Annotated in this window: 21 protein-coding genes and 3 pseudogenes; 3 read left to right on the top strand and 21 right to left on the bottom strand. The window is 55.1% G+C overall.

The features are described from left to right. Positions 1-85: 85 nt before the first annotated feature. Positions 86-340: a helix-turn-helix domain-containing protein gene (locus AYR47_RS02540; protein ID WP_061434181.1), complete on the bottom strand. Its 255-nt coding sequence runs from the start codon at positions 338-340 to the stop codon at positions 86-88. A 169-nt stretch (positions 341-509) separates the two neighbouring features. Between AYR47_RS02540 and AYR47_RS31740 the strand changes: the two genes are divergently transcribed. Then, entirely contained in the window at positions 510-761 is a 252-nt protein-coding gene (locus AYR47_RS31740) for a LasR-specific antiactivator QslA (protein WP_082781460.1), read from the top strand. A gap of 253 nt (positions 762-1,014) precedes the next feature. Here the strand turns inward: AYR47_RS31740 and AYR47_RS02535 are convergent, their stop codons facing one another. The 10 genes and pseudogenes from AYR47_RS02535 to AYR47_RS31735 all read right to left on the bottom strand — a co-directional run bounded on the left by AYR47_RS02535 (position 1,015) and on the right by AYR47_RS31735 (position 11,149). Then, positions 1,015-3,207 carry a hypothetical protein gene (locus AYR47_RS02535; protein ID WP_156487771.1) on the bottom strand — a complete coding sequence of 731 codons (2,193 nt, stop codon included), beginning with the start codon at positions 3,205-3,207 and terminating at the stop codon, positions 1,015-1,017. 478 nt (positions 3,208-3,685) lie between these two features. Further along, entirely contained in the window at positions 3,686-6,436 is a 2,751-nt protein-coding gene (locus AYR47_RS02530) for a conjugative transfer ATPase (protein WP_061434177.1), read from the bottom strand. Further along, entirely contained in the window at positions 6,436-6,852 is a 417-nt protein-coding gene (locus AYR47_RS02525) for a TIGR03751 family conjugal transfer lipoprotein (RefSeq protein WP_061434175.1), read from the bottom strand. The genes AYR47_RS02530 and AYR47_RS02525 overlap by 1 nt, the downstream gene beginning before the upstream one ends. Further along, positions 6,815-8,333 (bottom strand): annotated as a pseudogene (locus tag AYR47_RS02520) (TIGR03752 family integrating conjugative element protein). Before AYR47_RS02520 ends, AYR47_RS02525 begins: the two are co-directional and overlap by 38 nt. Continuing rightward, positions 8,323-9,135 (bottom strand): TIGR03749 family integrating conjugative element protein, encoded by an 813-nt coding sequence (locus tag AYR47_RS02515; protein ID WP_061434173.1) that lies wholly within the window; start codon positions 9,133-9,135, stop codon positions 8,323-8,325. Before AYR47_RS02515 ends, AYR47_RS02520 begins: the two are co-directional and overlap by 11 nt. After that, positions 9,132-9,773 (bottom strand): PFL_4703 family integrating conjugative element protein, encoded by a 642-nt coding sequence (locus tag AYR47_RS02510; protein WP_061434171.1) that lies wholly within the window; start codon positions 9,771-9,773, stop codon positions 9,132-9,134. Before AYR47_RS02510 ends, AYR47_RS02515 begins: the two co-directional genes overlap by 4 nt. Next, entirely contained in the window at positions 9,770-10,183 is a 414-nt protein-coding gene (locus AYR47_RS02505; RefSeq protein ID WP_061434169.1) for a TIGR03750 family conjugal transfer protein, read from the bottom strand. The genes AYR47_RS02510 and AYR47_RS02505 overlap by 4 nt, the downstream gene beginning before the upstream one ends. A gap of 7 nt (positions 10,184-10,190) precedes the next feature. Next, positions 10,191-10,563: pseudogene (locus tag AYR47_RS02500) on the bottom strand (TIGR03745 family integrating conjugative element membrane protein). A 17-nt stretch (positions 10,564-10,580) separates the two neighbouring features. Further along, a complete protein-coding gene (locus tag AYR47_RS02495) occupies positions 10,581-10,820 on the bottom strand; it encodes a TIGR03758 family integrating conjugative element protein (RefSeq protein WP_061434166.1) in 240 nt (79 codons plus the stop codon). Beyond that, a complete protein-coding gene (locus AYR47_RS31735; protein ID WP_082781459.1) occupies positions 10,817-11,149 on the bottom strand; it encodes an integrative conjugative element protein, RAQPRD family in 333 nt (110 codons plus the stop codon). Before AYR47_RS31735 ends, AYR47_RS02495 begins: the two co-directional genes overlap by 4 nt. Positions 11,150-11,285: 136 nt before the next feature. Here AYR47_RS31735 and AYR47_RS02485 point away from each other — a divergent pair, with 136 nt between their 5' ends. Further along, positions 11,286-13,040, top strand: coding sequence for a hypothetical protein (locus AYR47_RS02485; RefSeq protein ID WP_082781562.1), 1,755 nt, complete (start codon positions 11,286-11,288; stop codon positions 13,038-13,040). Between the two features lie 166 nt (positions 13,041-13,206). Next, a pseudogene (locus AYR47_RS32875) lies at positions 13,207-13,461 on the top strand (IS630 family transposase); the annotation flags it as partial. A 35-nt stretch (positions 13,462-13,496) separates the two neighbouring features. Here the strand turns inward: AYR47_RS32875 and AYR47_RS02480 are convergent. The 10 genes from AYR47_RS02480 to AYR47_RS02435 all read right to left on the bottom strand — a co-directional run bounded on the left by AYR47_RS02480 (position 13,497) and on the right by AYR47_RS02435 (position 22,204). After that, on the bottom strand, positions 13,497-14,591 hold the full coding sequence (locus AYR47_RS02480) for a DUF2971 domain-containing protein (protein WP_061434160.1): 1,095 nt from the start codon (positions 14,589-14,591) through the stop codon (positions 13,497-13,499). A 126-nt stretch (positions 14,592-14,717) separates the two neighbouring features. Next, positions 14,718-14,987, bottom strand: a complete 270-nt coding sequence (locus AYR47_RS02475) for a hypothetical protein (RefSeq protein ID WP_061434158.1) — start codon at positions 14,985-14,987, stop codon at positions 14,718-14,720. 423 nt (positions 14,988-15,410) lie between these two features. Beyond that, a complete protein-coding gene (locus AYR47_RS02470; protein WP_061434156.1) occupies positions 15,411-16,142 on the bottom strand; it encodes a TIGR03747 family integrating conjugative element membrane protein in 732 nt (243 codons plus the stop codon). Positions 16,143-16,232: 90 nt separating this feature from the next. After that, positions 16,233-18,338, bottom strand: a complete 2,106-nt coding sequence (gene traD, locus AYR47_RS02465) for a type IV conjugative transfer system coupling protein TraD (protein WP_061434154.1) — start codon at positions 18,336-18,338, stop codon at positions 16,233-16,235. Positions 18,339-18,347: 9 nt separating this feature from the next. Next, complete coding sequence (locus AYR47_RS02460) at positions 18,348-18,863, bottom strand: integrating conjugative element protein (protein WP_061434152.1); 516 nt, start codon at positions 18,861-18,863, stop codon at positions 18,348-18,350. Beyond that, positions 18,860-19,408: a hypothetical protein gene (locus tag AYR47_RS02455; RefSeq protein WP_061434150.1), complete on the bottom strand. Its 549-nt coding sequence runs from the start codon at positions 19,406-19,408 to the stop codon at positions 18,860-18,862. The genes AYR47_RS02460 and AYR47_RS02455 overlap by 4 nt, the downstream gene beginning before the upstream one ends. Further along, a complete protein-coding gene (locus tag AYR47_RS02450) occupies positions 19,390-20,109 on the bottom strand; it encodes a TIGR03759 family integrating conjugative element protein (protein ID WP_061434148.1) in 720 nt (239 codons plus the stop codon). Before AYR47_RS02450 ends, AYR47_RS02455 begins: the two co-directional genes overlap by 19 nt. A gap of 9 nt (positions 20,110-20,118) precedes the next feature. Continuing rightward, positions 20,119-20,790 (bottom strand): hypothetical protein, encoded by a 672-nt coding sequence (locus tag AYR47_RS02445; protein WP_061434146.1) that lies wholly within the window; start codon positions 20,788-20,790, stop codon positions 20,119-20,121. Next, positions 20,787-21,329, bottom strand: coding sequence for a PFGI-1 class ICE element type IV pilus protein PilL2 (pilL2, locus tag AYR47_RS02440; protein WP_061434145.1), 543 nt, complete (start codon positions 21,327-21,329; stop codon positions 20,787-20,789). The genes AYR47_RS02445 and pilL2 overlap by 4 nt, the downstream gene beginning before the upstream one ends. Before the next feature lie 110 nt (positions 21,330-21,439). Continuing rightward, entirely contained in the window at positions 21,440-22,204 is a 765-nt protein-coding gene (locus AYR47_RS02435; protein ID WP_061434143.1) for a DUF5983 family protein, read from the bottom strand. Position 22,205: the final 1 nt, after the last annotated feature.

Here is a 22,205-nt window from a genome sequence, read left to right as displayed (position 1 = left end):
GGCCGGGTCAGGTTCGGTTACGGACTAAAGACTGTCAGTGGAAAAAATGAAGGTGGGTGTGTCGACTTTGTGAGGCGTGAGACTATTATTTGACGTGAAGGGCGCTGCGCAGGGTCTCGGGTTCTGCAAGTAGCTGATCCGTGGTGATTTCGAGAATATTGGCGAGTTTGCACAGGACCAACAGCGACGGATTGCCCGTGCATCGTTCGATCTGACTGACGTAGGTGCGATCCACCTCGGCCATGAGCGCCAGTTGCTCTTGGGTCAGGTTTTTCACGCGTCTCATCAAGCGGATGTTTTCCGCCAGCTGCAGACGAAGCTGTTCGTAGTCTTGAGTCATGCGCGCAAATTGCGCCTTGAGGGACTCTCAATCCACGGGATATAGTCTACATTGGCATTGATCTAGGCCATTTTGTGTTCAGGCCTGTTATCGAGCGTTCATTTGGTGTCGTTAAGCTTTTCATGGCTGGATTCCACGCCTAACAATCAATCAGACATTTAGGGTGTGTATGGACGAAAACTACATTTCAATTCCGGCGGCGGATGGTTGCCCAAGTCTTCTGACGCCTTGGGGCAGCGAATTTGCCCCGATGATCGAACGTGGCGTGCAATGCGCTCAGGCTTGGCTTGATACGCCCGGTGAGATTCCACTGTGGTGGGAACTGGCGCAAACCCGCAAAACCTTCCCTGCCGGTGACTGCCAAGATGCGTTTGAGGCCGGATTCTTGTTGAGAATTCAGCAGCGGCTCTGTAGGCCTTAAGTCACCATTTCGTGCCTCGCAGCATCCATGAGAATGGTGCTGAATTACGACTATTTAGTGTGACCAGGTTCTGCGTATTCAGATTGACGCAACATCGGACGACGAGGCTACAGCATTGCTGTACGTCCGCACGTCAAGTGATGATACCCCTTGAGATGCAATCTCTAGGTTGCAATCGGATGATCAGGTGAAGTTGGCCGCCCAATGACGCGTAAGAGAGTATGGGTCTAATATTTCTTGCGAAAAGCCCTCTTTAATCATTTTCCATAGGTGTTGTTTCTTCAATGGATTCAAAGGGAGAGTATTGATTTTGTAGCAGCGTTTGTAGCTTGAGCTGATTGAGTCCAAACAAACGAAGCTGCAGGTTAATTTTTTCACCAAAGTTATGGCTATAAATGGTTGGTTCCATGCAAGCGAAAATGTCAGCCACGTAGCCAGCATTACCCAAATAATCGTGTAAATCAGTGGGGCAGAAAGTGGACGAAAGCCAGAGACGGTAATCTCTCTCTGTCGTACGGAGTTTACCTTCATTCAGAAAGTTGAGGATTTCGTGTGCTTGTCGAACCGGATGGCCATCAACAAGGTGACCGTTGAAGAGGCGGTTGGCGGTTGCAATGCAGGTGCCTATTGAGTCAGTTGTGTGGGTTGGCCAACCTAGTTGTCTAAAAATTTGTCTCTGTTCGATTGGGTCGGAAAACCAACTAGCTGATCGAGAAAGCTGCTTCCCTGCCTTAACGATATGGTCGTAACTTCCCCTTAGTTCGTGCATGTTGCAGGGGTGAAATGCATTCTTGCATTCGAAGACGAAGAGGTGCCCATTAGCCATGGCAAGAATGTCTATCTCAAGTTCTGTCCCGTTCGATTTTCGTTTGATGTTTGTGGCAACTAGAAAGCCCCGCCGCCGTAGTGCTGTCTCCAAAGCATCTTGCATCGGATCGGAACCATCTACGGGAAGAAGTCTGGTGTTTGCATTGTACATGACTCCACGTACCAAGTCTGACGAAGAAAATACACCCATAGGAAACAAGTAATAAGAACCAAGTTTGAGCAGGGGTGTATATTGTAAGTCGAAATATTTATTTTGATTAGGGTCATAGCTCAAAAGCTTTAGAACTCGCTTCGCCTTCGTTTTATCATTGAAGATGATTGCTAAAGTCTCAAGGAGTTTTAACTCTTTGTATACAGGTATTCGAGACCGCATATCTAATGCATTTCCATTGTCGTCTAAGCGATCGAGTGCGTGGAAAAAAACTTTTGCCAAGAGGGAGAACAGTCGTTGGACCACCATAAGGTCGCGGACGGTGATGTCCTCGACTACCGTCGCATTTTCAACCCATTCGATGGTATTAAAAGCGTCATTGGCCATTCCGAGCAAATACATGTACTCCTCTCGGTACCAGTTGGGATTTTTGATCAGGTTTAGAAAAGGCGGGGCCAATGGAACTTCCAGTACATATCGGTCGATCGGTTTTCGTTTGCGTGAAATGAACTGTGAGCCTACTTTGCGGTAAAAGTCTCTCGCGAGATCACTTAGACCAAAGACTTTTTCAGTTGCCTCTTCTGCATCTTGGTGCCGTATGCGTAACTGCTGCTCCATTTGTATGTAGCCGAGACTGACCGAAGGTTCGAACGTGTCCTCAAATGCTTCAACAAGTACCCCGTCTGTAGTAGTGATTGCGCGATAGGGAAAGCAGTCTAGAAGTAGCTCCGCCTCGCGAAGTTTTATGAGTTTGTTTGCGTTACGTAACACGTGTTCGCAGTATCCGTTTCGGATCAGTGTCTCGTCTATAGAAATTGTCATGCTTTGGCTTAGGCCTACAACCGCATGAAGCATGGCTGTTACTAAAGAAAGTGCTTCAGCATATTCTTCCCTGGAAATTTGCTTTGGATGGCTAAAGTGTTCGGTCAGAGCTTCTTCTTCCGTTTGCTGGTCGTAGACTGAAGGTCTAAATTTTCGATCAACGTAAACTAAACAAGATTTTAGGATGGTGTTTCGATGAAGTCGGAGCTTGCTAAGAAGAGAGGTTCGAAGGTTGCTGGCTTCAATACTTAATGTTAGAAGGTTTTTCACCGACTGTAAGTATTCGCGATCAGATATTGATATTTTTAAGGCTTCGGCGTCTGTTAAAAGCGAATGTACAACTTTAGATAGTGGATTTGATTGGAAGTAGAGCCTTGAAGCACGGAAACTACCAATATGTCTGGCATTGCGTAGAAATGCTTTAGAATCGAGGAAGGTGCCGACTCGTGCCGCAGCAATGGCTGCTCCAGAACGACCGCGAGCGGACTCAGTCTGGATTGTCTTGGCTAGCTCTTGATGCGCTTTCCCATTAGCCTTAGGCATGCGGTCTGTATTGCGATAGCCTTGGAGGATCTGCAGCCAATCGTCGCGGCCTTTGATCGCGGTCACAATTTGACTGAGGCTTATGCAAGTATGATGGCCCATGGTGAGCAATTTTTCCTTTTCTCTGTATCTCTACTGAGTTAATGTCAAAAGCCTCCAGAGCGCAAGTCCAACAACCTTCATGTGGGAACGTAGATCCAGACCATAACATCGTCAGAATGATCTCTGAATTGCCTTGAATTAATCGAGAGTTCGAAGCCAGAAGTGGTAGTTGGGTGCTAGTTTGTGTTGGTATATAATTTATTTGAAAGTATTGGCTTAATGTATGTGGCTTAAAGTTTTTCTTTTGCTTGTTGTTTTGCTTGTGTCAATTTTGTCGGTTGTGTTGCTGGTGTGGGAATATAAGGCAGGATGATGCGTATTTCTTATCTAAGTTGATTTTTTGTTTCGCTTGATTATTAGGTGGTTTCAGTTTTTAAGTGTGATTAGCTAGATGATTGGTAGATGGAATTTATTTATAAGGTGGCTCTGGTTCTCTGTTGTTATAATAGCTGGGCGTTAAAACTGTATAGGGTGAAAGTTACATATTGAGCTCTCGCTTCGTGTCCATGTTTTTGGCAACGCGATAAACTGCTTCCAGTTCTGAGCATTTGTATTTCTGCATTAAGATCCAGCGCTCGGCTTTTTCCTCGGGCTCCGTCATGGCCAAGGCGAGATAAAGACTAGGCGGTACGGCCCGAAACAGCGTTTCGAGCTTCTTCGACAGCACGACTCCTTCGGTGTATTTACCCGGTTCCTTGCTGGCGGAGAGCAACAGGTCTTTCTGTGCCGGCGAAAGCTTCTTGAAGCGAGCAATTTCTTCGATTTCCGCCGGCGGCATGTTCAAACAAATCCACCATTCGATCATGTTGAGCATGGTCTGCGCGGCAGTGGGAAAGTCGGCGAGGTTTTGCGTGGCGAGCCAGAACCAGGCGCCAAGTTTGCGCCACATCTTTGTGCCCTTGACCACAAAGGGCGCCAGCAGCGGGTTTTTGGTGATGATATGGCCCTCATCGGTGACCATGATGATCGGCCGCCCCAAATACTGATCGCGCTCGGCGAGGTTGTTCACGGTGTTCATCAAGCTGATGTAGCTGATGGACATCTGTGCCTCGTAGCCTTCGCGCGCGTAAGTGGCCAGGTCGACAATGGTCACATCGCTCTCGGGCCAAGGCGTACCCTCGCGATCGAACAGTGCACCCTCGAAACCTTGGCAAAACAGGTCGATGGACTCGCCCATTTCCTGGGCACGCTCACGACGTTTCTCCGGCAAGTGCGGGTCGGAGGCAACGCGCAGCAAGGCGTCGCGCACGTCGCGGCTCAGCACCTGACGGCTCGCGGCGACGCAGGTCTGCGCCGCATCGAGAATGCACTCGCGGATCAAGCTGCGATCGGCTCGACTCAGGCGCGCTTCTTCTTTGGCCTCGCCGCCGGTGATCATCAGACGGGCAGTGATTTCCAGTTCGCCGAGAACATCGCGCTGGTCCTCGCGACTGGCTACCGACTCATCGTCCAGCTCATCGATCGACAGACTCGCCACCTGATCCGGCTGCTCGACCAGGCGCCAGGCTTCGGCGAACGGAGCGAGACTGACCGAGGCGCCAGGTTTCAATTGGACCTTGTTGACCGACAGGCCCTGTGTCGCGAAGTAGTCACCCTGCAAACCAAACGAATTGCCGGCTTCGACGATAAATAAGCGAGGGCGGTACACGGCCATGACCTGCATCAGCAGGGTGACCAGGGTGGCCGACTTGCCGGCGCCGGTGGGGCCGAACAACAGCAGATGGCCGTTCATGGCCCGGTCTAGACGGGACAAAGGATCAAAACTTAACAGCGAGCCACCACGGTTGAACAGGGTGATGCCCGGGTGGCCGGTGCCGGTGCTGCGGCCCCAGACCGGAACCAGATTCGCCAGGTGCTGGGCAAACATCAGGCGGGTGTACCAGTTTCGTGTGTCGCGGGCCGGGTTGTAAGCCATCGGCAACCAACGCAGGTAACTGTTGCAGGCGGCGACTTCATCGCCTTCGCGCACCGGTTGCAGCCCTGCGCCCAACAGCGCGTTGGCAAGTCTGACCGAGCTCTGGTGCAATTGCTGTTCATCGTGACCGCGTACGTAAAACGCCAGTGTGCCTCGGTACAGCTTGTGCTGGCGGCCGATGATCGCGCGAGCCTCTTCGACATCCTGACGGGTCTGGGTCGAGGCCAGGTTTTCACCGATGGCTTTGCGATCCAATCGGTTTAACTGGTCTTCGAGCACATCCTGCGGTTTTACCACCAAGGTCAGACTCATCACCGTGCCTTCAGGTAACTGGTCGAACAGGGCATTGACTGCGTCGCCCTTACGGGTTTCTCCGGTGAGTTGACCAATCGACGGTGCCCGGCGCAGCTTGTCCACCACCATGACGCGATGGGGTTGGCCGTCGAAGTACCAGAGTCCGCGTTGGACATCCGAACACGGCTCATTGAAGAACAGCCGCTCGGCGAAGTCATGATCGAAGGGCAGCTCCAGCGACTCGTCTTCGCCCGACTCCGGATAGGCCACGCGGCGATAGAACTCCTCGGGCGCTTCATCAGTGAGCCTGGGTGCCGGATTGAACCAGGGCAATAACCAGGCATACAGACCTCGGCCATCGACTCGCGTTGAGTGCACCCCGCACGCCTGCAACGAAGCACGGATACGTTCGCAAGCCTGTTGCAGGGATTGCACCGGGGTGAGTCCCATCTCCTCAGCGTTAGACTCAAGCCAGCGATAGACCACCATGCGTACCCGGCGGTTGTTGCCACGCCAGGGTAGGCGCGTGACCACCTTATCTTCGAACAGGCCACCGGGTTTGGCGATGGCCTTCAGATGATGGCGGCTGAGCTCCAAATATGCCTCGGTGAAGACCGTGCCTCGTGCCCTATCTTGGATATAGTCGGTGAACCGGGTCAGGTAGGGGGTGAAGTCGTTGTCGTCCTGGCAGAAAAACTGCGCTACCCAAGGCGCTTGATCCAGCTCGTCAAAGCTATCCTGCAGGGCATCTTCGAGGGCGTCGCGGGCCGCCATCAACCAATCGGGTTCGCGCCCTTCAGTGCCGATGGGCAGCAACTCGAACAGTGCACCCACCGAGCGATTGTCATCGAGCAGAAAACACTGTTCGGTGTCGAGGTATTCGACCCAAGGCAGGTGATCGGTGAAACTGGGGTTGTGCGCGTACATTGCGGCTTCATCAGCCAAGGCCGCGCGAGGGCGCAATGGATTGCGCCAAGCTTTCCACGCAGGAGTTCGGTTCCCCGAATCGCCGGTACGCACTACAAGTCTTCCTGACGTTCACCCGGCAATGCGTACTGCACGCGTTGGTAAAACGGAAAAACGGTGGAGTAGCCCGGGACCGGTGCCTGCTCGGTACCGCTTAGGTGCGGATACACGTACAGCACCAGATCGGGATTGGGCAGGCGCGGGAACAGGTTACGGATCTCGTTCGTCGCTGTGCGCGTATACGGTTCTTGGAGTGAGGCGGAGAAATCTGCCTGGACCAGCGGACGCCGTAACTGCTGCCGAGCATCCAGCAGTTGCTGCTGAGTGCCTTGCGAACCGGCACCGTTCCAGATGTCCAGCATGGTTTGCTCGCCATGGGGCAAAAGCGTGTCCTTGTCGGTGGAACACCCCGTCAGGACCCAGCAGAGCAAGCTAATCCAGGTCAGGCAGAGAAGCATGGTCTTTTTCATGGCGAACACTCCGGCCCTTGGGCTCGTAGTCGATGGTGATCTCATGGTCGAGGTGTAGTGCGACTTGGGCGGGCCGGTGGCACGTACACGGCAGCAAAGGCCTCGCCATAGAGTTTGTTGACCCACTCGCGGATGTCGCTGACCCCACCACTGAGGATTGAATTCAGCGCGCTGTTGCCACTGCTACTGGTGACCCCGAGGGTACTGCCGCCTGAACTGATCACGCTGCTGTTGTTCCGCTCATCCCCGAGCAGGGCGGCGACACCGGCGCCGGCGGCAGTGATCAGGCTCTGGCTGCCGAGGTATTGCTGAGCGTTCGAGCGGCGCTCGCCGGCAATGCAAGGAATGCCATACGGATCGGACAGGTAACCGAGTCCACCACGGATCTTGTCGCTGCTTGAGCTCTGGGTGGTGGAGGCAGTGCGGCTGGCGACCGCCTTCGGCTGAGGCACCGTGCGGATGGTGCCATCGGTAAACACAAAGGTGATTGACTCGACCTGTCCGCGTACGCAAGACAGGGTCCAGTCACCGGACGCCGTGCCGCTCATCACGGCACCCGCGACGTCTGGCAGGTCGATGCCGTTGGCAGTCAGGTTCTCGGGGCCGATCAGCACCTTGAAGGGATAGGGATCATTCACGGTGCCGTCCACCGGGACTCGGCCGATCAGCGCGGTCATGGCGACCGAGCCCATCAGCGTGGCGTTTTCGGGGATCGTGTAGACCGGCTTCACGCCTTCGGTACGATCAACGGATCGCGTCAGGTCACGCTCACCCTTGGTGACTGCACGTAGCTGTTTCTGGCTGCGATCAATCGCGTTATCTTTCAAGCCTTCCAGTGAGTTGAAAGCGGTAGGCAGATTCAGTGCGGAGGAGGTCTTGGTTTTGCCTCGGGCGTCGGTGGGCGGAGCATCCGAGGGCTCAATCCACTGCAGCGCATCATTGGCAGAGTGCCGCCCTTCGAACTGGGCACTGTCGCTTGGTTCAAGCCCCAATCCGATTGGCATATCCTTGCCTTTGCCGGTCAGCCCCGACAACTGGTCCTGCAATTGCGTCAGCAGACCGCGAGCCTGACGACTGTCTTGTTCAGCTTTGAACCGGGCCTCGTTGGCTTGGCGGCGGCCTTCGTCGACCTGCTGGGTTACGCTGCCAAGCGCCGTCTGGATACGCGAATCGACACTGTTTTCCCGCTCGCGAAGGCGGTTGTTTTCCGTCTGTAATGAGTCATTGTGTTTCTTCAAACCGAGCATGTCACTGCGCATGGCCTTCACCTGGCCGACCAGGGTGGCGACCGTGTCGCGAGGCGTATCGCCAGCAATGCCGAGCGACTTAGCTTGCTCGGCGGATAACTGAATATTGCCCTGATCAACTGGGTTCTCTGGAGAGGGCGTGCTGCCACCCGCGACCCAGCTTTTTAGGATGATCAACACAACGGCCAGCAGCGCAGCCGGTACCAGCCATTTGAGCAATGCGTTAGCCTTCATCGCCAGCACCTCGCGCTACGGGCGGAAGCAGCACGGCGTGTTCGAGGCCGGCACCGCGGGTGACGAGGTAGGCAATCGTGGTGTCTTCAGCGCCGCCGACAGGCCCGAGGAAAGCATGCTGGAAGGCCGCGGCGAACAGCTTAGCCTGAAGCCGACGTGGATCGAGTTGCAGAGTCTCTGGACCACGATTGCGCAACTTCACCGCCGTCACCCAGTAATCACCGAGTCGCCAGGCGGCGATGGGCGTGCTGGACACGTTTTCGGTGGGCAGCAGGGTCGGCAGTTCGGTGCGCACCTTGAGCGGGACGCGGCGTACACCGGGCAGGGACTCCATGGTGCGCAGCGGCGCGTACAGGCTTTGCGCGGCGTAGCGCGTCAACGCGACCGGGATCGGTGTACGTTCTGGAACCGGGACGGTGTTGGATTCAGCCTCGGTAGCTTGCACCTGAGCATTCTTGAGAATACGCACGGGCTCCAGCGGTTGATCGCCGGGCGTGGCCGCGATATCCAGCAGGATGATCTCGCCCGTCGTGACTGATTGCAGCTGCAGTCGGGTCGGTGCAATGGCTTCCGACGCGCGCAGGTACAGCGTGCCGCCGGTTGATTGCACACGCAGCTTGCCGGTCAGGGTTGAGGGCACACCGACGCGAACAGCCTCATCGATAAAGACCACTCGTTCCTGATTGATCACCAGCGGGACCGCGAGGGGGAGGCGTTCCCAGTGCATCAGCTCGATGGCCTGCGCTACAGCTCCCCATAACATCAGTGCAACGGTGAGTCCCAGGGTAGACATCCGCTTCATGGCGCACCTCCAGGCAGGGAGATTTTTTGCGGCGTGCCCTGATAACAATCGAGTGCCAGCCCCCACTTATTGCGTTCGGGGTCCAGATCAAAACGCACCACGCGCAATGGATAACGCACCACCACCCGTTTCACCGGTTCGGCGGCGTAATACTCATCGGCGTTGAGGTCGAGCTTGACCAGCCAGCTGTCGCGGTCGAGTTGCTTGACCCGGAGTTCCGGATCTTCGCTGTAGCCTCGACCCAGAATTTCGTAGACGCCACGCACCCGCTGGCGCAGTTCGCCGGCGGCCTTACGGTACTCGTAGTCGCCATCAAGGAACGCCTTGCAGGAGGGTGTCAGGTAGGACTGCAAACCATAGATGGCGCGGCGATAATCCTGCTCGCCATCCGAGGGCCAGCGGTTGAGCTGACCGAAGATGTACAGGGCAAAGGCATAGACATTCTCTGAGGGTATATCCCACCACTTGCGCGTGCTGCCCGAGCGCAGATCCGGGGGGACATGCACGGTCAGATCGGTCGGTGCTGAGCGCCAGCCATACCAGAGTCCGGCACAAACCAGGGCCAGGATCATTACCGCCAGACGCAGGCTGAAGATATGGGCCTGTTGGGCATCCACCTTGTTCCGAAATCGGCTCATGGCTGCCACCGGGACAGAGCAGGGCGCAGTCGACGCGAACGGCGAACCGTCCAGGCGCCGGAGTGCAGGATCAAACTGCCGCGACCTAGGCGCCAACGGCTGGCGAGTACCCATTCGAGTTTGCGGTACAACCAGGTTTCGGGCCGGGCCCGTTTGGCCCGACGCAGTAGCGTGCCGCCGGCCAATAACACCAGTGCCATGCCAGCGATCATGCTGGTTGGCGCCACGGCAATGGAGGCGGTGGCGATCGCCAGAGGAACACCCAGCACCAGGCCGACGAGTGCGCCGGCACCGAGCGCCACCCACATCTCATCATTGGTCAAACCGCGTAATACGGCAGGATCGCGATTGAGTCGCTCCGGCAGAAAGACCAAGGTGCCGTCGGCAAGACGTTCGATAGTATCGTTCATGCCAACCTCACAAAATCGCGGCGGCCTTGGTCAGGAACCAGATGATGATCACCACCAACAGGGCACCGATACCGACCACCGCGCCGAGATCCTTCCAGGTCTTACGCTGGTTTTGCACGTCGGCATAGACGGTCAGGGAATGCCAAGCCACACCGAGAAAAGCGAGCAGGGCGATCAGCAGACCGAGCAGGATGCCGCCGTCGTAGGCGTAGTTTTTGATCGTCTCGATCAATCCAGATCCTTCACCGCGCGAAGGGGCTTCCATGGTCGGGAGTTCGGCAAAAGCCAGGCTTGGACCAAGTACCAACAGCAGGGCCGATCAAGCGCTGGCTGGCACGATCACGCAGGTTGTTTTTCAGGGGGGCAAGGCACTTGAGCATGATGGTGATCTCCGGTGTTAGGACAGGGTGAAGAACATCAGAACTAGCAAGGCGAGCAGCACGCGCGCGGTGCTGCCGCCAAACGCGCCGAAGCGCACACTGCCGGTGGCCCATCCCCGGTAAGCTGTCCACATCACCCAGGTGCACCAAAGCAAAGCGAGAACGAGAACAAGGGAAAGCCACAACGTCGAACTGCTCTGTGCCGAAAAGCCGGAGGCGTTTTGGAAGGCAGCGGTCTGCGCGTCCGTCATGCTCATGGCGACGGCTCCGTGGGCGGCGCGTCGAGGCGGTAATCGCCGACTAATTCACTGGGATCTCGGGGCTGAGCGCGAGAGGGGGATAGATAGCCCTGAACGCCTTGACGAATGCGTTGGAGGTCCTGAATCAGACGGGGATAGTCGAAGCGATAACGCTCGTTGGGCTCAGGTCTGCTGGCTGCCTCAGCTTGCGTTGCAAGGCGTTCGATGGTATCGAGTTGCCGCTGGAAAAGGCTAAGTTGATCCTGCTCATGAGCCGAGGTGGCATCGCTGGTGCCGTGAACGATAGCCAGCGAGAGTAGTAAGGAGCGAAAGACGGTAGTCGGCATGATGCTGTCCCATATGGAGCTGGTAGCAGAATCAAATCAAAGATCGAATTGTTCCGTAAGAAACCTGAGGCGTGATCAGTCGCTTTTTCATGGAGTGGGCTGATAGGCTGTTTGCGATAATCAAGGAGAAGGGATGATGTTTGATTACGTAGGAACGTTTCCAATTCCAGCCGAATTACTGCCGCAGCGGTTGCGCGATCTTCTAGAGCCTGTTGGCACGGATCCGATGCTGAAGGTAGAAGTGAGCAGTTTCACGGAAACCGATTACGGGCCGAACAGCGAGACGGTACACATGTTGATGGCGGTCGTTCCTGACACTGGAGAGGGAGCGCAACCTCTTCTCCATAGCGACCAAGGGGTTGTAGCTTACGGTGTTCCAGACGTGCGTGAAAAAGGCAGCCAGCGGGATTTCAATCCTGATGTGTGTGGATATGACTACATTGTCGCCTCCTGGAGTAATAGTTCCTTCTACACATACAGCCTCGCTGAGAAGGTTTGGATGGCGCTGGGTCTCACCCCGCGTTGCATTGGTAATGAACAGCAGAAAATGATTTACGACGATTTGGGGCTGCCGGAGTTTGCCGTTGCTGAGGGCGAGGTCTCGGGTCAGTATCATTACAAGGCATCCCGAAATATCCGTTGGTTCATGTCTAACGAATACCTGCGAAAGTACCTGTGGCTACGAGGAGCACGTGGTGTTCGACAGTTCTATTATCAGTCTCTGCTACAAGACTCTCCACAATTACGCGCCATGATGCATGGGGAAAAGTCTATTACCTTTGGCGAGCCAGAGGATTGGTTCGATGTTGATCTTCGGGAAGACGGTGGCGATTTGCTGTTGCAAGTTTGGGCAACGGTCGAATCGGTTTCATGCGTGCTCTGCCCAGGGCAGACTGCAGAAGGGCTAAATTGGCCGGGCGTACCCGTAGCTGTCACGCGTCAAATCGCCAATGGGATGGTAGATGGTACAAGCGTTTATCTCGACGACTGTTTTCTCGAGCGCTATGAGCAGAGCAGCTTTTATGACAGCACTCCGGTCAATCTATATGGTCACTGGTATTGCAGTCCGTCATATTTAGGCCAATGGCATTTCACGGACTGCCGTAGAGTCGGCCGGAACATGATCAGGGTGTCAGTGAGGGAGTTGTATAAAGGCAAGCCAGATCGTGAAATATTGCACGCACACACCTATTCGCTAGATCCTGTCAGGGTGGCTCAGTTCGACCACACCGAAGAACACATCGTTTCCAAGACGGACCGACTCCTAGTCCAGTTGCTGTCTCTGGGGGAAAGCCTATCCCGGTTGGGGGCTATCCTGGGCATTCAGAAGTCGCCTGTCGAGTTAGTCGGCTTCTCGCGCGAAGAGGTAGAGAACAATGGCTGGCTGCACTATCCGCAACTTGCAAAACTAGCTCAAGTCTCACCGTTAAACATGACCCAGCAGGCTTTCTTGGCGAGGTGTAAATCCATTCATGAGATTTGGCAGAAGCTACCCAATGGTTTTCTTAGGCAAGTCCTTCAGGTTGCCGGGGTTCCCAAAGCAAAGATCGCCAATCTTGCAAGCTTGAAACTCTTGGAGGTCTTGCTGAATATCGTAGAGCGCTTGGACGCGCAGGGAGAGGCATCGGATGCATTCAAGTGCGATGAGGATCCAGAAGGCTGGAATGCTAGAAATACGGGGATTGCTATGCTCTTCGTTGCTAACGACCTCCGCATTGCGGATGCCCATGATTCGGTGGGAGAGAGTCTCAATAAAATGCAGGCTCAAGGTTTTGATACTGCGAGTATGCATCAAGGATACGGACGGGCGCTCGACTTTGTCTTGGATGGTGTTATCAACGGATTTTCGGCAATTAATGGCCCACTGGGTCGAATCTTGGAAAGAGGGTGATGCTGCGTAACGCTCATCTCTATGGTTTTTCGGACGTAAGTTTCGGTGAAGTAGTCTGTTATAAATGAAGGGGCGGTGGTTATATTGAATTAGGGGCCTGCGCGCACTAAATGCTTGCGCGCATTGCACTGGGTTTCACGAAACGGGAAATGTAAATCGCTGCATTCTGGGGCCACCTCCACGCTACAACATTGACTTCACACCGACCTCTGTCTCTTGGTTGAGTTTGGTCGAGCGTTTTTTTCTCAACGTTGAGCGAGAAATGTATCAAGCGACAAGTGCACATTGGCTTCAAGAATCTAGAAATATCGATTGAGCATTACCTGAAAACTTACAAGCAGAAAAGCTATTCAGGTGGCATAAGAGGGTCGATGACATCCTCGCCTCAGTCGTTCATGCAGTACGAGCGCTGGGCAAGTGATTTTTCAGTGGCGCTTCTGAAACACCACACTCGCGTTAAGTTATACGGAGATCAGCCAACAACTTCTGCATTTCTTCTCCTTGGTAAACTCTCCTGCCAAGATTTCGATCAATGATCTTGGTCGCAGCGCTTACCTTCACCTTACCATGTGGTTCTAATACGGTGTTGAATGAGAAGAACCCGAGTTTCTCGTCAGCGTATTCCCTATTGCCCGCGATAGTCGCTTCAATGTAGCGCTGATAAGATTCTTCGATTCGTGGCCCGAAAATAATCCCTGTGATGAAGTTCGTGCCGTGATGCATGATTCTTTGTCTAGGACTTTTAAGCTTAATATCGCTCGCGGCCATATAATGAGTTTCTCCCTCTTGGGTAGTAAACATTCTCAGTTCGCCTTCATACTTCCAGAATGAGTTCTTCTGAAGAAAGGCTTCCTCCACCTTGGCTTTGCCTTTAGTTGCGCACTCTAGAATAGGTATTAGCTTGTCCGAGTCAATATATTTAACTTCGCGCAGCGGGTAAGCCTCATATGTATCGGACATAAGATGGTGTCGAAGTTTGATTTCAGGCCCGTCTAGGCCGCCATATATCACCACGCAACCTTTGAATCCATCAGCGTAATGAGCCCACATCATCGAATCGAGGGCGTTTTTTGAGAACGAAACACTATAGAATTGATGATTGATTGCCCGAGCTATAAGTTCGGTCAATATAAGAATACACAATCTGGCGCGGTCTTTTTTTGATGCGCTTTCTGCTACGCCGGAGTCAGGAGGTGCTGAGTGCTCGATAATTGAACGCTCAAACAATTCGAGTAACTCAACCTCCTTAATTTTGACCGCTTCGCGTACCGATCCAGTCAAAGAGTCAATCTTCACGTCTTTAAAAATTTCATTCAGTCTTAGTATCAGTTCTTCATCGTTGCATGACAGATGAAGAAGAATATTCCATGCGGGACTAATTGGTTCAGACGAGAGAAGATATTTCCAAAGTTCTATGTCGTCCTCAAAATAATATGATGCCTTGAGATCATTGGGATCGTTCAGTTCATGATTGGCAGCAAAGTAGATCTCGTTATAGCGAACGGCTTTTTCAAAGTAAGCATTAGGTCTGTAGTATTTGAAAATAGGCATAATTACTCCGGGCGGTTAATATTGAATGCTTTGTGTTTATTTATATAAAAAGCCGAACGGCACGTGCGCTTTAGCTTTAGAGATCTTTGCAAGGATTTATGGAGGATGAAAAGCACTAACAAAAAATCAAAAAAGATTAATTCCTTTGTGAAGCAAAAGAATTTGACCCTCATTGAAGAATTGTTGACGCCTTTCATCCAGAGGCACGATTGCAAAGGAAGTAACTTCTAAGTACTCCCCCTCCAAGAGCTCGCCTCCTATTTCGAACTTGACCTCTGAAGGCTTCGTACGTCCTTCAAGAGCCCTTAAAACAGTCCCAATATCTCGCGCCTTGATGACATCAACAAAGAATCCGTCTTTAAGATAGATTTCAATTCTTCGGCTCTGATTCCTCACGGTACCTCCATGACCTCACCCAAATTATTACTAATACTCAAAAAAGCCTTCAATTTAGTAGGCGATTCTGTGCCAATAACTGTATCGCACTTTCAGAAAACTATGGCATTAATTCATGCTCGTGGTCAAGATGATGATTCTAGAATGCTAAAAAATCCAAGCTAATTACTTTGGTCTAGGTAATAGGTGCGTGGGCACCCTGGTTATCTACAAAATAAGCTTCCAAATTGGTTGATAAAAATTAATAGTATTGTTGCAGTCACTTGGTCAGATAGGCGAGCACCTACAATAGTGCGAGGATCATTGGTTTTTAGCTAAGGTTGGTGGGAGTAACTCAGCGGATTTATTTAGTCTCTTTGTTCCTGTTAATGGTGAGCTGAGCATGGATTGAGCTAAAGAGAGCGATTTATCTGACACAGAACATTAGATGTATTTTTTGAACGTCGTTGCTGTGATAGCCGTTGTTATCAACGCCATTGCTGAACAGGGCAAAAAAATGGCCATTGGATTGACTGAAAAAGGCAGGGACAGGTAGATGACCCAGGGTACAATCAACAGGGGTATCACTGCTCGTTTAGCGCGATGATAGACAAAGCTGCTCTCTCGTCCTGCTCCAAATTTCCGTAGATCGCGGCGCATCAAACCATCGACCAAACCCGTTAGCACGGCCATCAGAAACAAGGGTGTCGACAAAACCAGAATGGTCAGGCGCACGACGAAGGTGAAGCTGACATACACCGCTGCCAACACAAAATCCTCGATGCTCACGTAGAGCGAGTTGATCCAGCCCCAGAAACTGTTGTCATTGCTCGACACACGCGCTTGCTGGGCAAAACCAGCAAAACCAGTGTTGACCAACGACCACTGATTGAGAAAATCCAGCGCCTGGACAATCGTTTGCCCGGGATGTTGGATGAGTAATGAGGATTTGAAGTGTTCGCTGAGCCAACCTAACTCACTGGTTAGCATGGCCTGGCTGTGTCGCCAACCTTGATCGCCCCAGAATAGTAGCAAGCCTGCAAACTCCATCAGGATCGAGAACATCAGCGAGGCAATCAGCAAGCCAATGATACGTAACACCAGGGTGATCGTTGAGACAATCAGTCCTGGGTGTTGGATCGGCTGTGGCGGCGTATTCTGTATGGAGGTCGCCATCGTTCACTCCATTGCGCGTTGCAATGTTGGCGTCGACACGACGCATTCTGGATCTTTTTCTGTCGAATCGAAACCTACCGCGGGTGCGGACTACCCCACCTGATCCCAATCGAAGTTTGTGGTTGGGCCGCCCCCACTGGCAGTCCACCATTGGCCCGCCTGCTTGTTGTAGGTCGCTCGCATTCGCTGGGTGAGTTCCTGCAGATCCTTGGGCATGGCGTCGTCCTTCGAGGGCTTTGGTAAGGGCATGCGGACTTTCCAGAGCTGACCACCGGTCTGGAAGGAGAACATTTGCCCCTTGGGCAAACTGACGATGTGCGCAGGCTCGATCAGCGGCACACTGGTGCTGCTGACGCGGTCCTGTGAGGACGAGGTGAAGTCCGTATTGGCCTCAGGATCGGAGGTGTCGGTGGCACCCGACACCAGGGTCCTGGTCAGCACGTTGACCTTGGGCAACTGCTGGGTGAGCAGCTCCGCAGTGGCGGTTTCGCGCACACGGAGCATCTGCAGGGTATTGAAGTTGCCGATGACCTGGCCGGCCTTGGCGCGATTGCCAATGCGCGCTTCGATATCGCTGAGGGTCTGGGTGTAGGCGGTTACCTGGATACCGGCGCCGCCCCCCTTGTTGATCAGCGGGATGAATTCATCACCCATCAACTCGTTGAACTCATCGGCGTGCAGGTTGATCGGCAGCTTGTCACTGCTGCTGCCCGATGCGGGCAGGCCATGGTCAATGCCATGTTTGTAGATGTGCCCCGCGACCGAGACCAAGTCGGCGAACATGGAGTTGCCCACGGCGGCGGCCACCTCGGCGTCGGTCAGTGCATCCAGGCCGACATAGACGATGCCGCGTTTTCGGATGATCTGCATCCAGTCGAAGATCGGCCGCGGGTCATCCAGATCGGTGTAGTTAGGGGCCAGTAACTGGGCGGTCTTGCCGGTGGTGAGTTTCTCCAGCAATGGCAGCAGCGAGGCGACGATTTTGTCGAAGTAGGTTCGGTCGTAACGCACTGCCGAGCGCAGTCCATCCAGCACCGGATCGAATACCCGTTTCAGCGCCAGGTACTGCTCGATGGCCACCACCCGTTTTTCGCGTCCCACCATATGCCGCGGAATGTTCTTCTCAGTGAGTTTGCTTTCCAGTTGGACGATCACTTCCCAGGCTTTCGGATCGGTCTTGGCGAAAAACTGCTGGGCGTATTCGATGAACAGCGCGTCGATATTGACTACATGTCGCTGGATCTGCAGGTAGTCCGGACGCCGGCCCAACTCGATCAAAGCCCGGGCGATGATGTTGACGAAACGCCAGGCGAACTCACGGAAGGCCGCGGAGTTGCCTTCACCGCTGAGCTGCCCGGCGATGCGCGACGCCACTTCCGAGATACGCCCGAAACGCCCTACGGCGTTGTAGCGGGCGGAGATCTCCGGCCAGCCCAGATGGAAGACATAGAACTCCTTCTCCCGCCCGGCTCGCTTGGCTTCGACGTACATGCGTTTGAGCAGGTCGGCATCACCCTTCGGATCGAAGACGATCACCACTTCATGTTCGACGCGGTGAATGTCCTGGGTGATGTACACCTCGGCGAGTCGCGTCTTGCCGACACGGGTAGTGCCCAGCACCAGGGTGTGTCCGACCCGTTCGCCCAGCGGCAGACTGACTTCCGTTTCATCGGGCTCGACCCCATGCAATAGTGGCGAGCCACCTACCGGGGGCAAAGGGCGCAACGGATTGAACGCACTGTCCCAGGCGGTGACACGGACCAGTATCGAGAGTGGAAACGGTGCATGCTCCAGGCGCCGTTCGAGTCCACGGGCCAGACGGTAGCTGGTCGGTTGGTCGACATAGTGGGCGACCGCCGGATCCTGGGCCTCGACCAAGCGCTGGGTGTGTAGACGGGTCCAGCGAAAGCCGCGACCCATGAACAGACGCTTGCGGCTGACCGGAATCTGCCGACTGGTCAGCTCGTAGCGGGGCAGCCGACGGATATTGCGCCGATAGCGCAGCACCTCCCAGGCTTGTCGCAGCCGGATCAGGCCGAACAGGGCATAGGCCAGCGCTGCAACCAGACCGATCTCGGGTGACAGGGCCACAGCCCAGGGCGAGTACACGCACAACACCGCGGCGGCGATGCAGATCGCTACGGTGTACAGCTCCACCGCTGGCCGGAGCTTGGACTCCATCGCATGCTCGTCCATGACCTGGACTCACTGTTCCAGTGAGGTGGCGGTGATCAAGACGGGGTAGTGCTCGATCTGCAGGCGGGTGGCGATGTCGTTGCCATTGACCGGCAGGATGGTGATGCCCGGAGCGGCTGCTCGAATTCGGGCCAAAGCTTCGGTATTGGTTACTTCAACCGCTAGACCGGCCGCGCCCATTTCCTGCAGTTCAGTCGCGCGTTGACGCAACCAAACCAGCGAGTGAGGATCGTCACCGACCAGGAAAAATGGCCGCAAGCCCGGCATGTTCAAGGCGCGGTGCGTGATCTGGCCGGGGCTCAAGTGGGTGCTACGGACGGGCAGTATCCAGGTTTCATCGGCAAACGTGGACAGGTCCGCATGCATGGCTCGATCAGACTGGGTCTTGTTGTTTATTAGCGGCCTGGAAACTTGAAAATGGGGCCGAGTGAAGTCGCTAGGCTGATCCCCGGCTACGGTCAGTTCCGGCTGGGCGAAAGGTGCCAAGAGCAGGATGAGATAGCAGGTAAGGGATATTCGCTTCATGGTGGTGTGCCTTGTTCGAAGGAAACCAGCAACCGTTCGAGTTGCCGGGAAAAGCCGGCGCGGTAACGCGCGGCCGGCGCGCCTCCTGCCGGACGGTGATAGCGCCCGGCAGCCAAGACCCAATCACCGGTGGCGACGTGATGCTCCTGCAGCAGCGCGGCGGTCACGGCGAGATTGCGGTAGGGATCGAGGGCTTCGCAGGGGCTGGAAAAACGTTGCCCGTGGTAACCCAGGTTGGTTTGCCCAAGACCGACATCGACCCGCTTGGCGTCATGCCGGGTGAGCGCCTGAAGCAAGGCGTGACAGGCGGCCTGGCGAGTGGCGAAGCGGTAAGGGCTACCGGCAATATTCAGCGTCCAAGGCCAGGGCAGCAGTCGACCACGGACGCGGGTACCACTCTCCTGCAGAGCAATCGCGAACAGCACCGTAGAAGGGATATCGGCGTCATGCGCCGCCAGTTGGTAGGCCGGAGGCGGAAGTTCGTCAGCCTGGACGGCGAGCATCGTCAGCAGGAGCGCAATACCACTCAGTCGAGGCGTTGCCATTGTCCATTCACCTGTTGGAATGTGGCGGGCAATGGTCCTGGGGCACCCAGGCTGAACCAGCGACCACGGTCATGGTTCAAGGTGATTTGCCGGCGTTGCACCTTGGCCGGAGCGATGTTTGTTTGCCGAGCCCAACGACGGACGCGTTCATCCTCGCCTTGGCTGCCCACCAGGTAGAGATCGAACGCCGTGTCACTGCTTTGCAGACGCTGCGCTTCGGCGGTGCACGCTGGGCAGTGGTCCTCCACAAACAGGGCTGGGCGCGGCGCGACCGCTGAGCTGGTAGGGGGCGAAGATGCCATGCCCTGGATCGGCAGCAGCCCGGGAAACAGCTCGGCCCAGGCCGCCGTGTAAGCGTTTTGGTAGGCCAACTCGCGTTCGGCGCGTTTGGCTTCCAGCGCTACCTGCAATTGGGCATAGCGCTGGCGCTCTTGGTCGGTCTGGGCCTCGACTCCAAGTGCGGTCAACGGATCGAGGTTCGGGCTCCAGAAACCGCGTGGGCCGGCTTGGATCTGTTCGAAGCGCGTCCACTCCTGCTCGGTCAGGCCCCAGCTCGCCGCCTGTTCAGAGTGAGATCGTCCCAGCGGAGCGGGCTGGGTGTCCTGGGTCTGTGACTGTGCCGTGATGGGGTTACCCTTCGCAGCACTCGTGATCAGTAACGAAACCAGACAGACAACGGTGGGCAGTAGCGCTCTGTTCATGATCGCCTCTCAAGGGAGGTGCACGGTCTGATCTGGTTGAGCGGCCACCGTGAAGATGGCTGAGTTCGGCTCCAGCACTTTCAGTTGCCAAGTTCCGACCTGCTCGCCGCTATGCAGCAGCCGAACATCCATGAGAGCGCGACTGCCGGGAGGTGCGACCGCTAAAAAGCGCTCACCACTGCGGGACTCGACACCCAATACCGAGAACGGTGGCGAGAGCGGGACGGATTTTGGGCGAGCGGTCTGTTTCGGTTTGGGCGCTGAAGGCGTCGGCGGTGGGGGTGATGGCTGGGTCTTGAGGTCCAGGAACTGCTGCTCGACCTGTTCAAGACGTGCGCGTAGCACTGTCAGGTCTGCCACGGTGGCACTGGCCGCCACACCGTCGCGCAGTTCCTGTATCTCTTGCGCCCACTGATCCAGCATCGGATCGAGGGTATTGGCCTGTTGCTCACCAGTATCGACCATCTGCTTCAGGTCTTTCAGCGCGTACTGCTGCTTCTCCTGGGCGTCCTTGAGGGCGTTTGAATCACGTTGCAGGGTGTCCAGGGTTTGTCGGTATTGCGTGTTCGTGCTCTGTAGTTCTGCCACGCGCTGATACTGGTTATACAAACCACCGCTCAGCCCGGCGACCGCGAGGCAAAGTAAGCCGACAATGAGGGTTTGAAACGTTGAGGCTTTCATGGCCGCGCCTCCAATTGATGGGGCAAGACGGGTGTGATCGGCGCGACACCGGCATCCGTTTTCTGCTGTTCGAAGCAGACCGAACGGCTGACTTCATCGGTCGTGAGTTGCCAGGCGGGGCCAGCCAGCACTTGTAGCGCGCGGCGCAAAGGGATTGGACCAAGCCGGTAATGGGCCGCTGGCAGGGGGCGGGTAAACAGCACCTTCACCGACGCAGTATCAGGGCAAAGCGCATAACCCGAACGCTGCAGCACGTAGTGCATCGCCTCCTGTACCGATGGATTCAGGTTGGACGGGATACTCACGTCGATGATTTGGGCAAGAAGATCGTGTTGTTCCGTGGTGGGCTCGGTGCTGACCAGCGTATAGCGGCCATAGCGGAGTTCTACCGGATGGCTTTCTTCGGCTGTGCCCCTCGAGTGCTGGGCCCGATTGGAACCAATGCCGATCTCTGGATTGGTTGGCAAAGGGTTGGGGATTTGCGCGGTGCAGGCGCTCAACAAACCCAGCAGGCAGACAGGCGTGAAAAAACGCTCCATGGAAATACCTCATGTCAGATTCAGTGCAGAACCTGACATGAGGTGAAGGAGTGATTCAGTGAGAAAGTTGACTCAGGGTAGGTCGCTTTAAAGCACAACACTTCATGTCGTTATTCATCAAAAATGGCGAGTCCATTCAAGACGGCAGCGTCGGGGTCGAAGATCAACAATCGCACATCCGCCAATGCCGCCAGATACAGTACGTTGACTAGGACTTCCGGTGTGCCTGCATCGAGTTGCTCTTGTCTCAAGCTTGAATAACGTTTGCCCTCAATGTTCAGCAAGTTCTCGTCCGTCCATGGCGTGCCGATCAGCTTGCAACCGATGCCGCAGCAATCCGGCAACGCGAACAGCTCAAACAAAAGGCCGGTTTGCCTCGGAACGGAGTCACTGGCCCACCCTTCCAGATAGAACATCGCTCCTTCAGGAAGGTGTGCGGTACTGATCTCCCAGGCTCGACTGTAGTGTCCCGTTTCGAAGCTCAAGCGATGGACCATGGCTTGGGCTTCTTTCTGGGAGTACAGGTCGCCGACGTGATGCCGCTCGTTGAGCACCTCGCCAATCACGGCGTAAATCATTTGGCGCACCAGCCCGGTGGACTGGCAGCGTTCATCCAAATCATCCGGAATGGATTGGCCTTCGCTGATCAAGGCGAAATCGTCATTGAACAGACAGGCGAATAGTTGCAGCTCAATGTCGGGCAGATGGGCTTGTGAGTCGTGCACGGGTCGAAAGCAGGGAGGGCAGTCGTTTTCGTAGGTGATCAGTAGCAGCCGTTCGATATGAAGGTTGTCGTAACCGCGAGCAAATGGATTTAAGGCCATCAGCAGGGCTGGGGCTGGGGCTGGGGCTGGGGCTTGGGATGTGGGATTCATG

Source organism: Pseudomonas azotoformans, from assembly GCF_001579805.1.
Taxonomy (GTDB): Bacteria; Pseudomonadota; Gammaproteobacteria; order Pseudomonadales; family Pseudomonadaceae; genus Aquipseudomonas; species Aquipseudomonas azotoformans_A.
Note: the sequence above shows the minus strand (reverse complement) of the source record. Positions and strands in the feature narration are given on the sequence as shown.

Coding starts and splice junctions, on each gene's coding strand:
- AYR47_RS02495 (WP_061434166.1), bottom strand. CDS start 10,820: ATGAGCATGACGGACGCGCAGACCGCTGCCTTCCAAAACGCCTCCGGC.
- AYR47_RS02450 (WP_061434148.1), bottom strand. CDS start 20,109: ATGAACAGAGCGCTACTGCCCACCGTTGTCTGTCTGGTTTCGTTACTG.
- AYR47_RS02460 (WP_061434152.1), bottom strand. CDS start 18,863: ATGAAGCGAATATCCCTTACCTGCTATCTCATCCTGCTCTTGGCACCT.
- AYR47_RS02505 (WP_061434169.1), bottom strand. CDS start 10,183: ATGAACGATACTATCGAACGTCTTGCCGACGGCACCTTGGTCTTTCTG.
- traD (WP_061434154.1), bottom strand. CDS start 18,338: ATGGACGAGCATGCGATGGAGTCCAAGCTCCGGCCAGCGGTGGAGCTG.
- AYR47_RS02455 (WP_061434150.1), bottom strand. CDS start 19,408: ATGGCAACGCCTCGACTGAGTGGTATTGCGCTCCTGCTGACGATGCTC.
- AYR47_RS02485 (WP_082781562.1), top strand. CDS start 11,286: ATGTTTGATTACGTAGGAACGTTTCCAATTCCAGCCGAATTACTGCCG.
- AYR47_RS02535 (WP_156487771.1), bottom strand. CDS start 3,207: ATGGGCCATCATACTTGCATAAGCCTCAGTCAAATTGTGACCGCGATC.
- pilL2 (WP_061434145.1), bottom strand. CDS start 21,329: ATGGAGCGTTTTTTCACGCCTGTCTGCCTGCTGGGTTTGTTGAGCGCC.
- AYR47_RS02510 (WP_061434171.1), bottom strand. CDS start 9,773: ATGAGCCGATTTCGGAACAAGGTGGATGCCCAACAGGCCCATATCTTC.
- AYR47_RS02470 (WP_061434156.1), bottom strand. CDS start 16,142: ATGGCGACCTCCATACAGAATACGCCGCCACAGCCGATCCAACACCCA.
- AYR47_RS02515 (WP_061434173.1), bottom strand. CDS start 9,135: ATGAAGCGGATGTCTACCCTGGGACTCACCGTTGCACTGATGTTATGG.
- AYR47_RS02435 (WP_061434143.1), bottom strand. CDS start 22,204: ATGAATCCCACATCCCAAGCCCCAGCCCCAGCCCCAGCCCCAGCCCTG.
- AYR47_RS31740 (WP_082781460.1), top strand. CDS start 510: ATGGACGAAAACTACATTTCAATTCCGGCGGCGGATGGTTGCCCAAGT.
- AYR47_RS02540 (WP_061434181.1), bottom strand. CDS start 340: ATGACTCAAGACTACGAACAGCTTCGTCTGCAGCTGGCGGAAAACATC.
- AYR47_RS02480 (WP_061434160.1), bottom strand. CDS start 14,591: ATGCCTATTTTCAAATACTACAGACCTAATGCTTACTTTGAAAAAGCC.
- AYR47_RS31735 (WP_082781459.1), bottom strand. CDS start 11,149: ATGCCGACTACCGTCTTTCGCTCCTTACTACTCTCGCTGGCTATCGTT.
- AYR47_RS02525 (WP_061434175.1), bottom strand. CDS start 6,852: ATGAAAAAGACCATGCTTCTCTGCCTGACCTGGATTAGCTTGCTCTGC.
- AYR47_RS02445 (WP_061434146.1), bottom strand. CDS start 20,790: ATGAAAGCCTCAACGTTTCAAACCCTCATTGTCGGCTTACTTTGCCTC.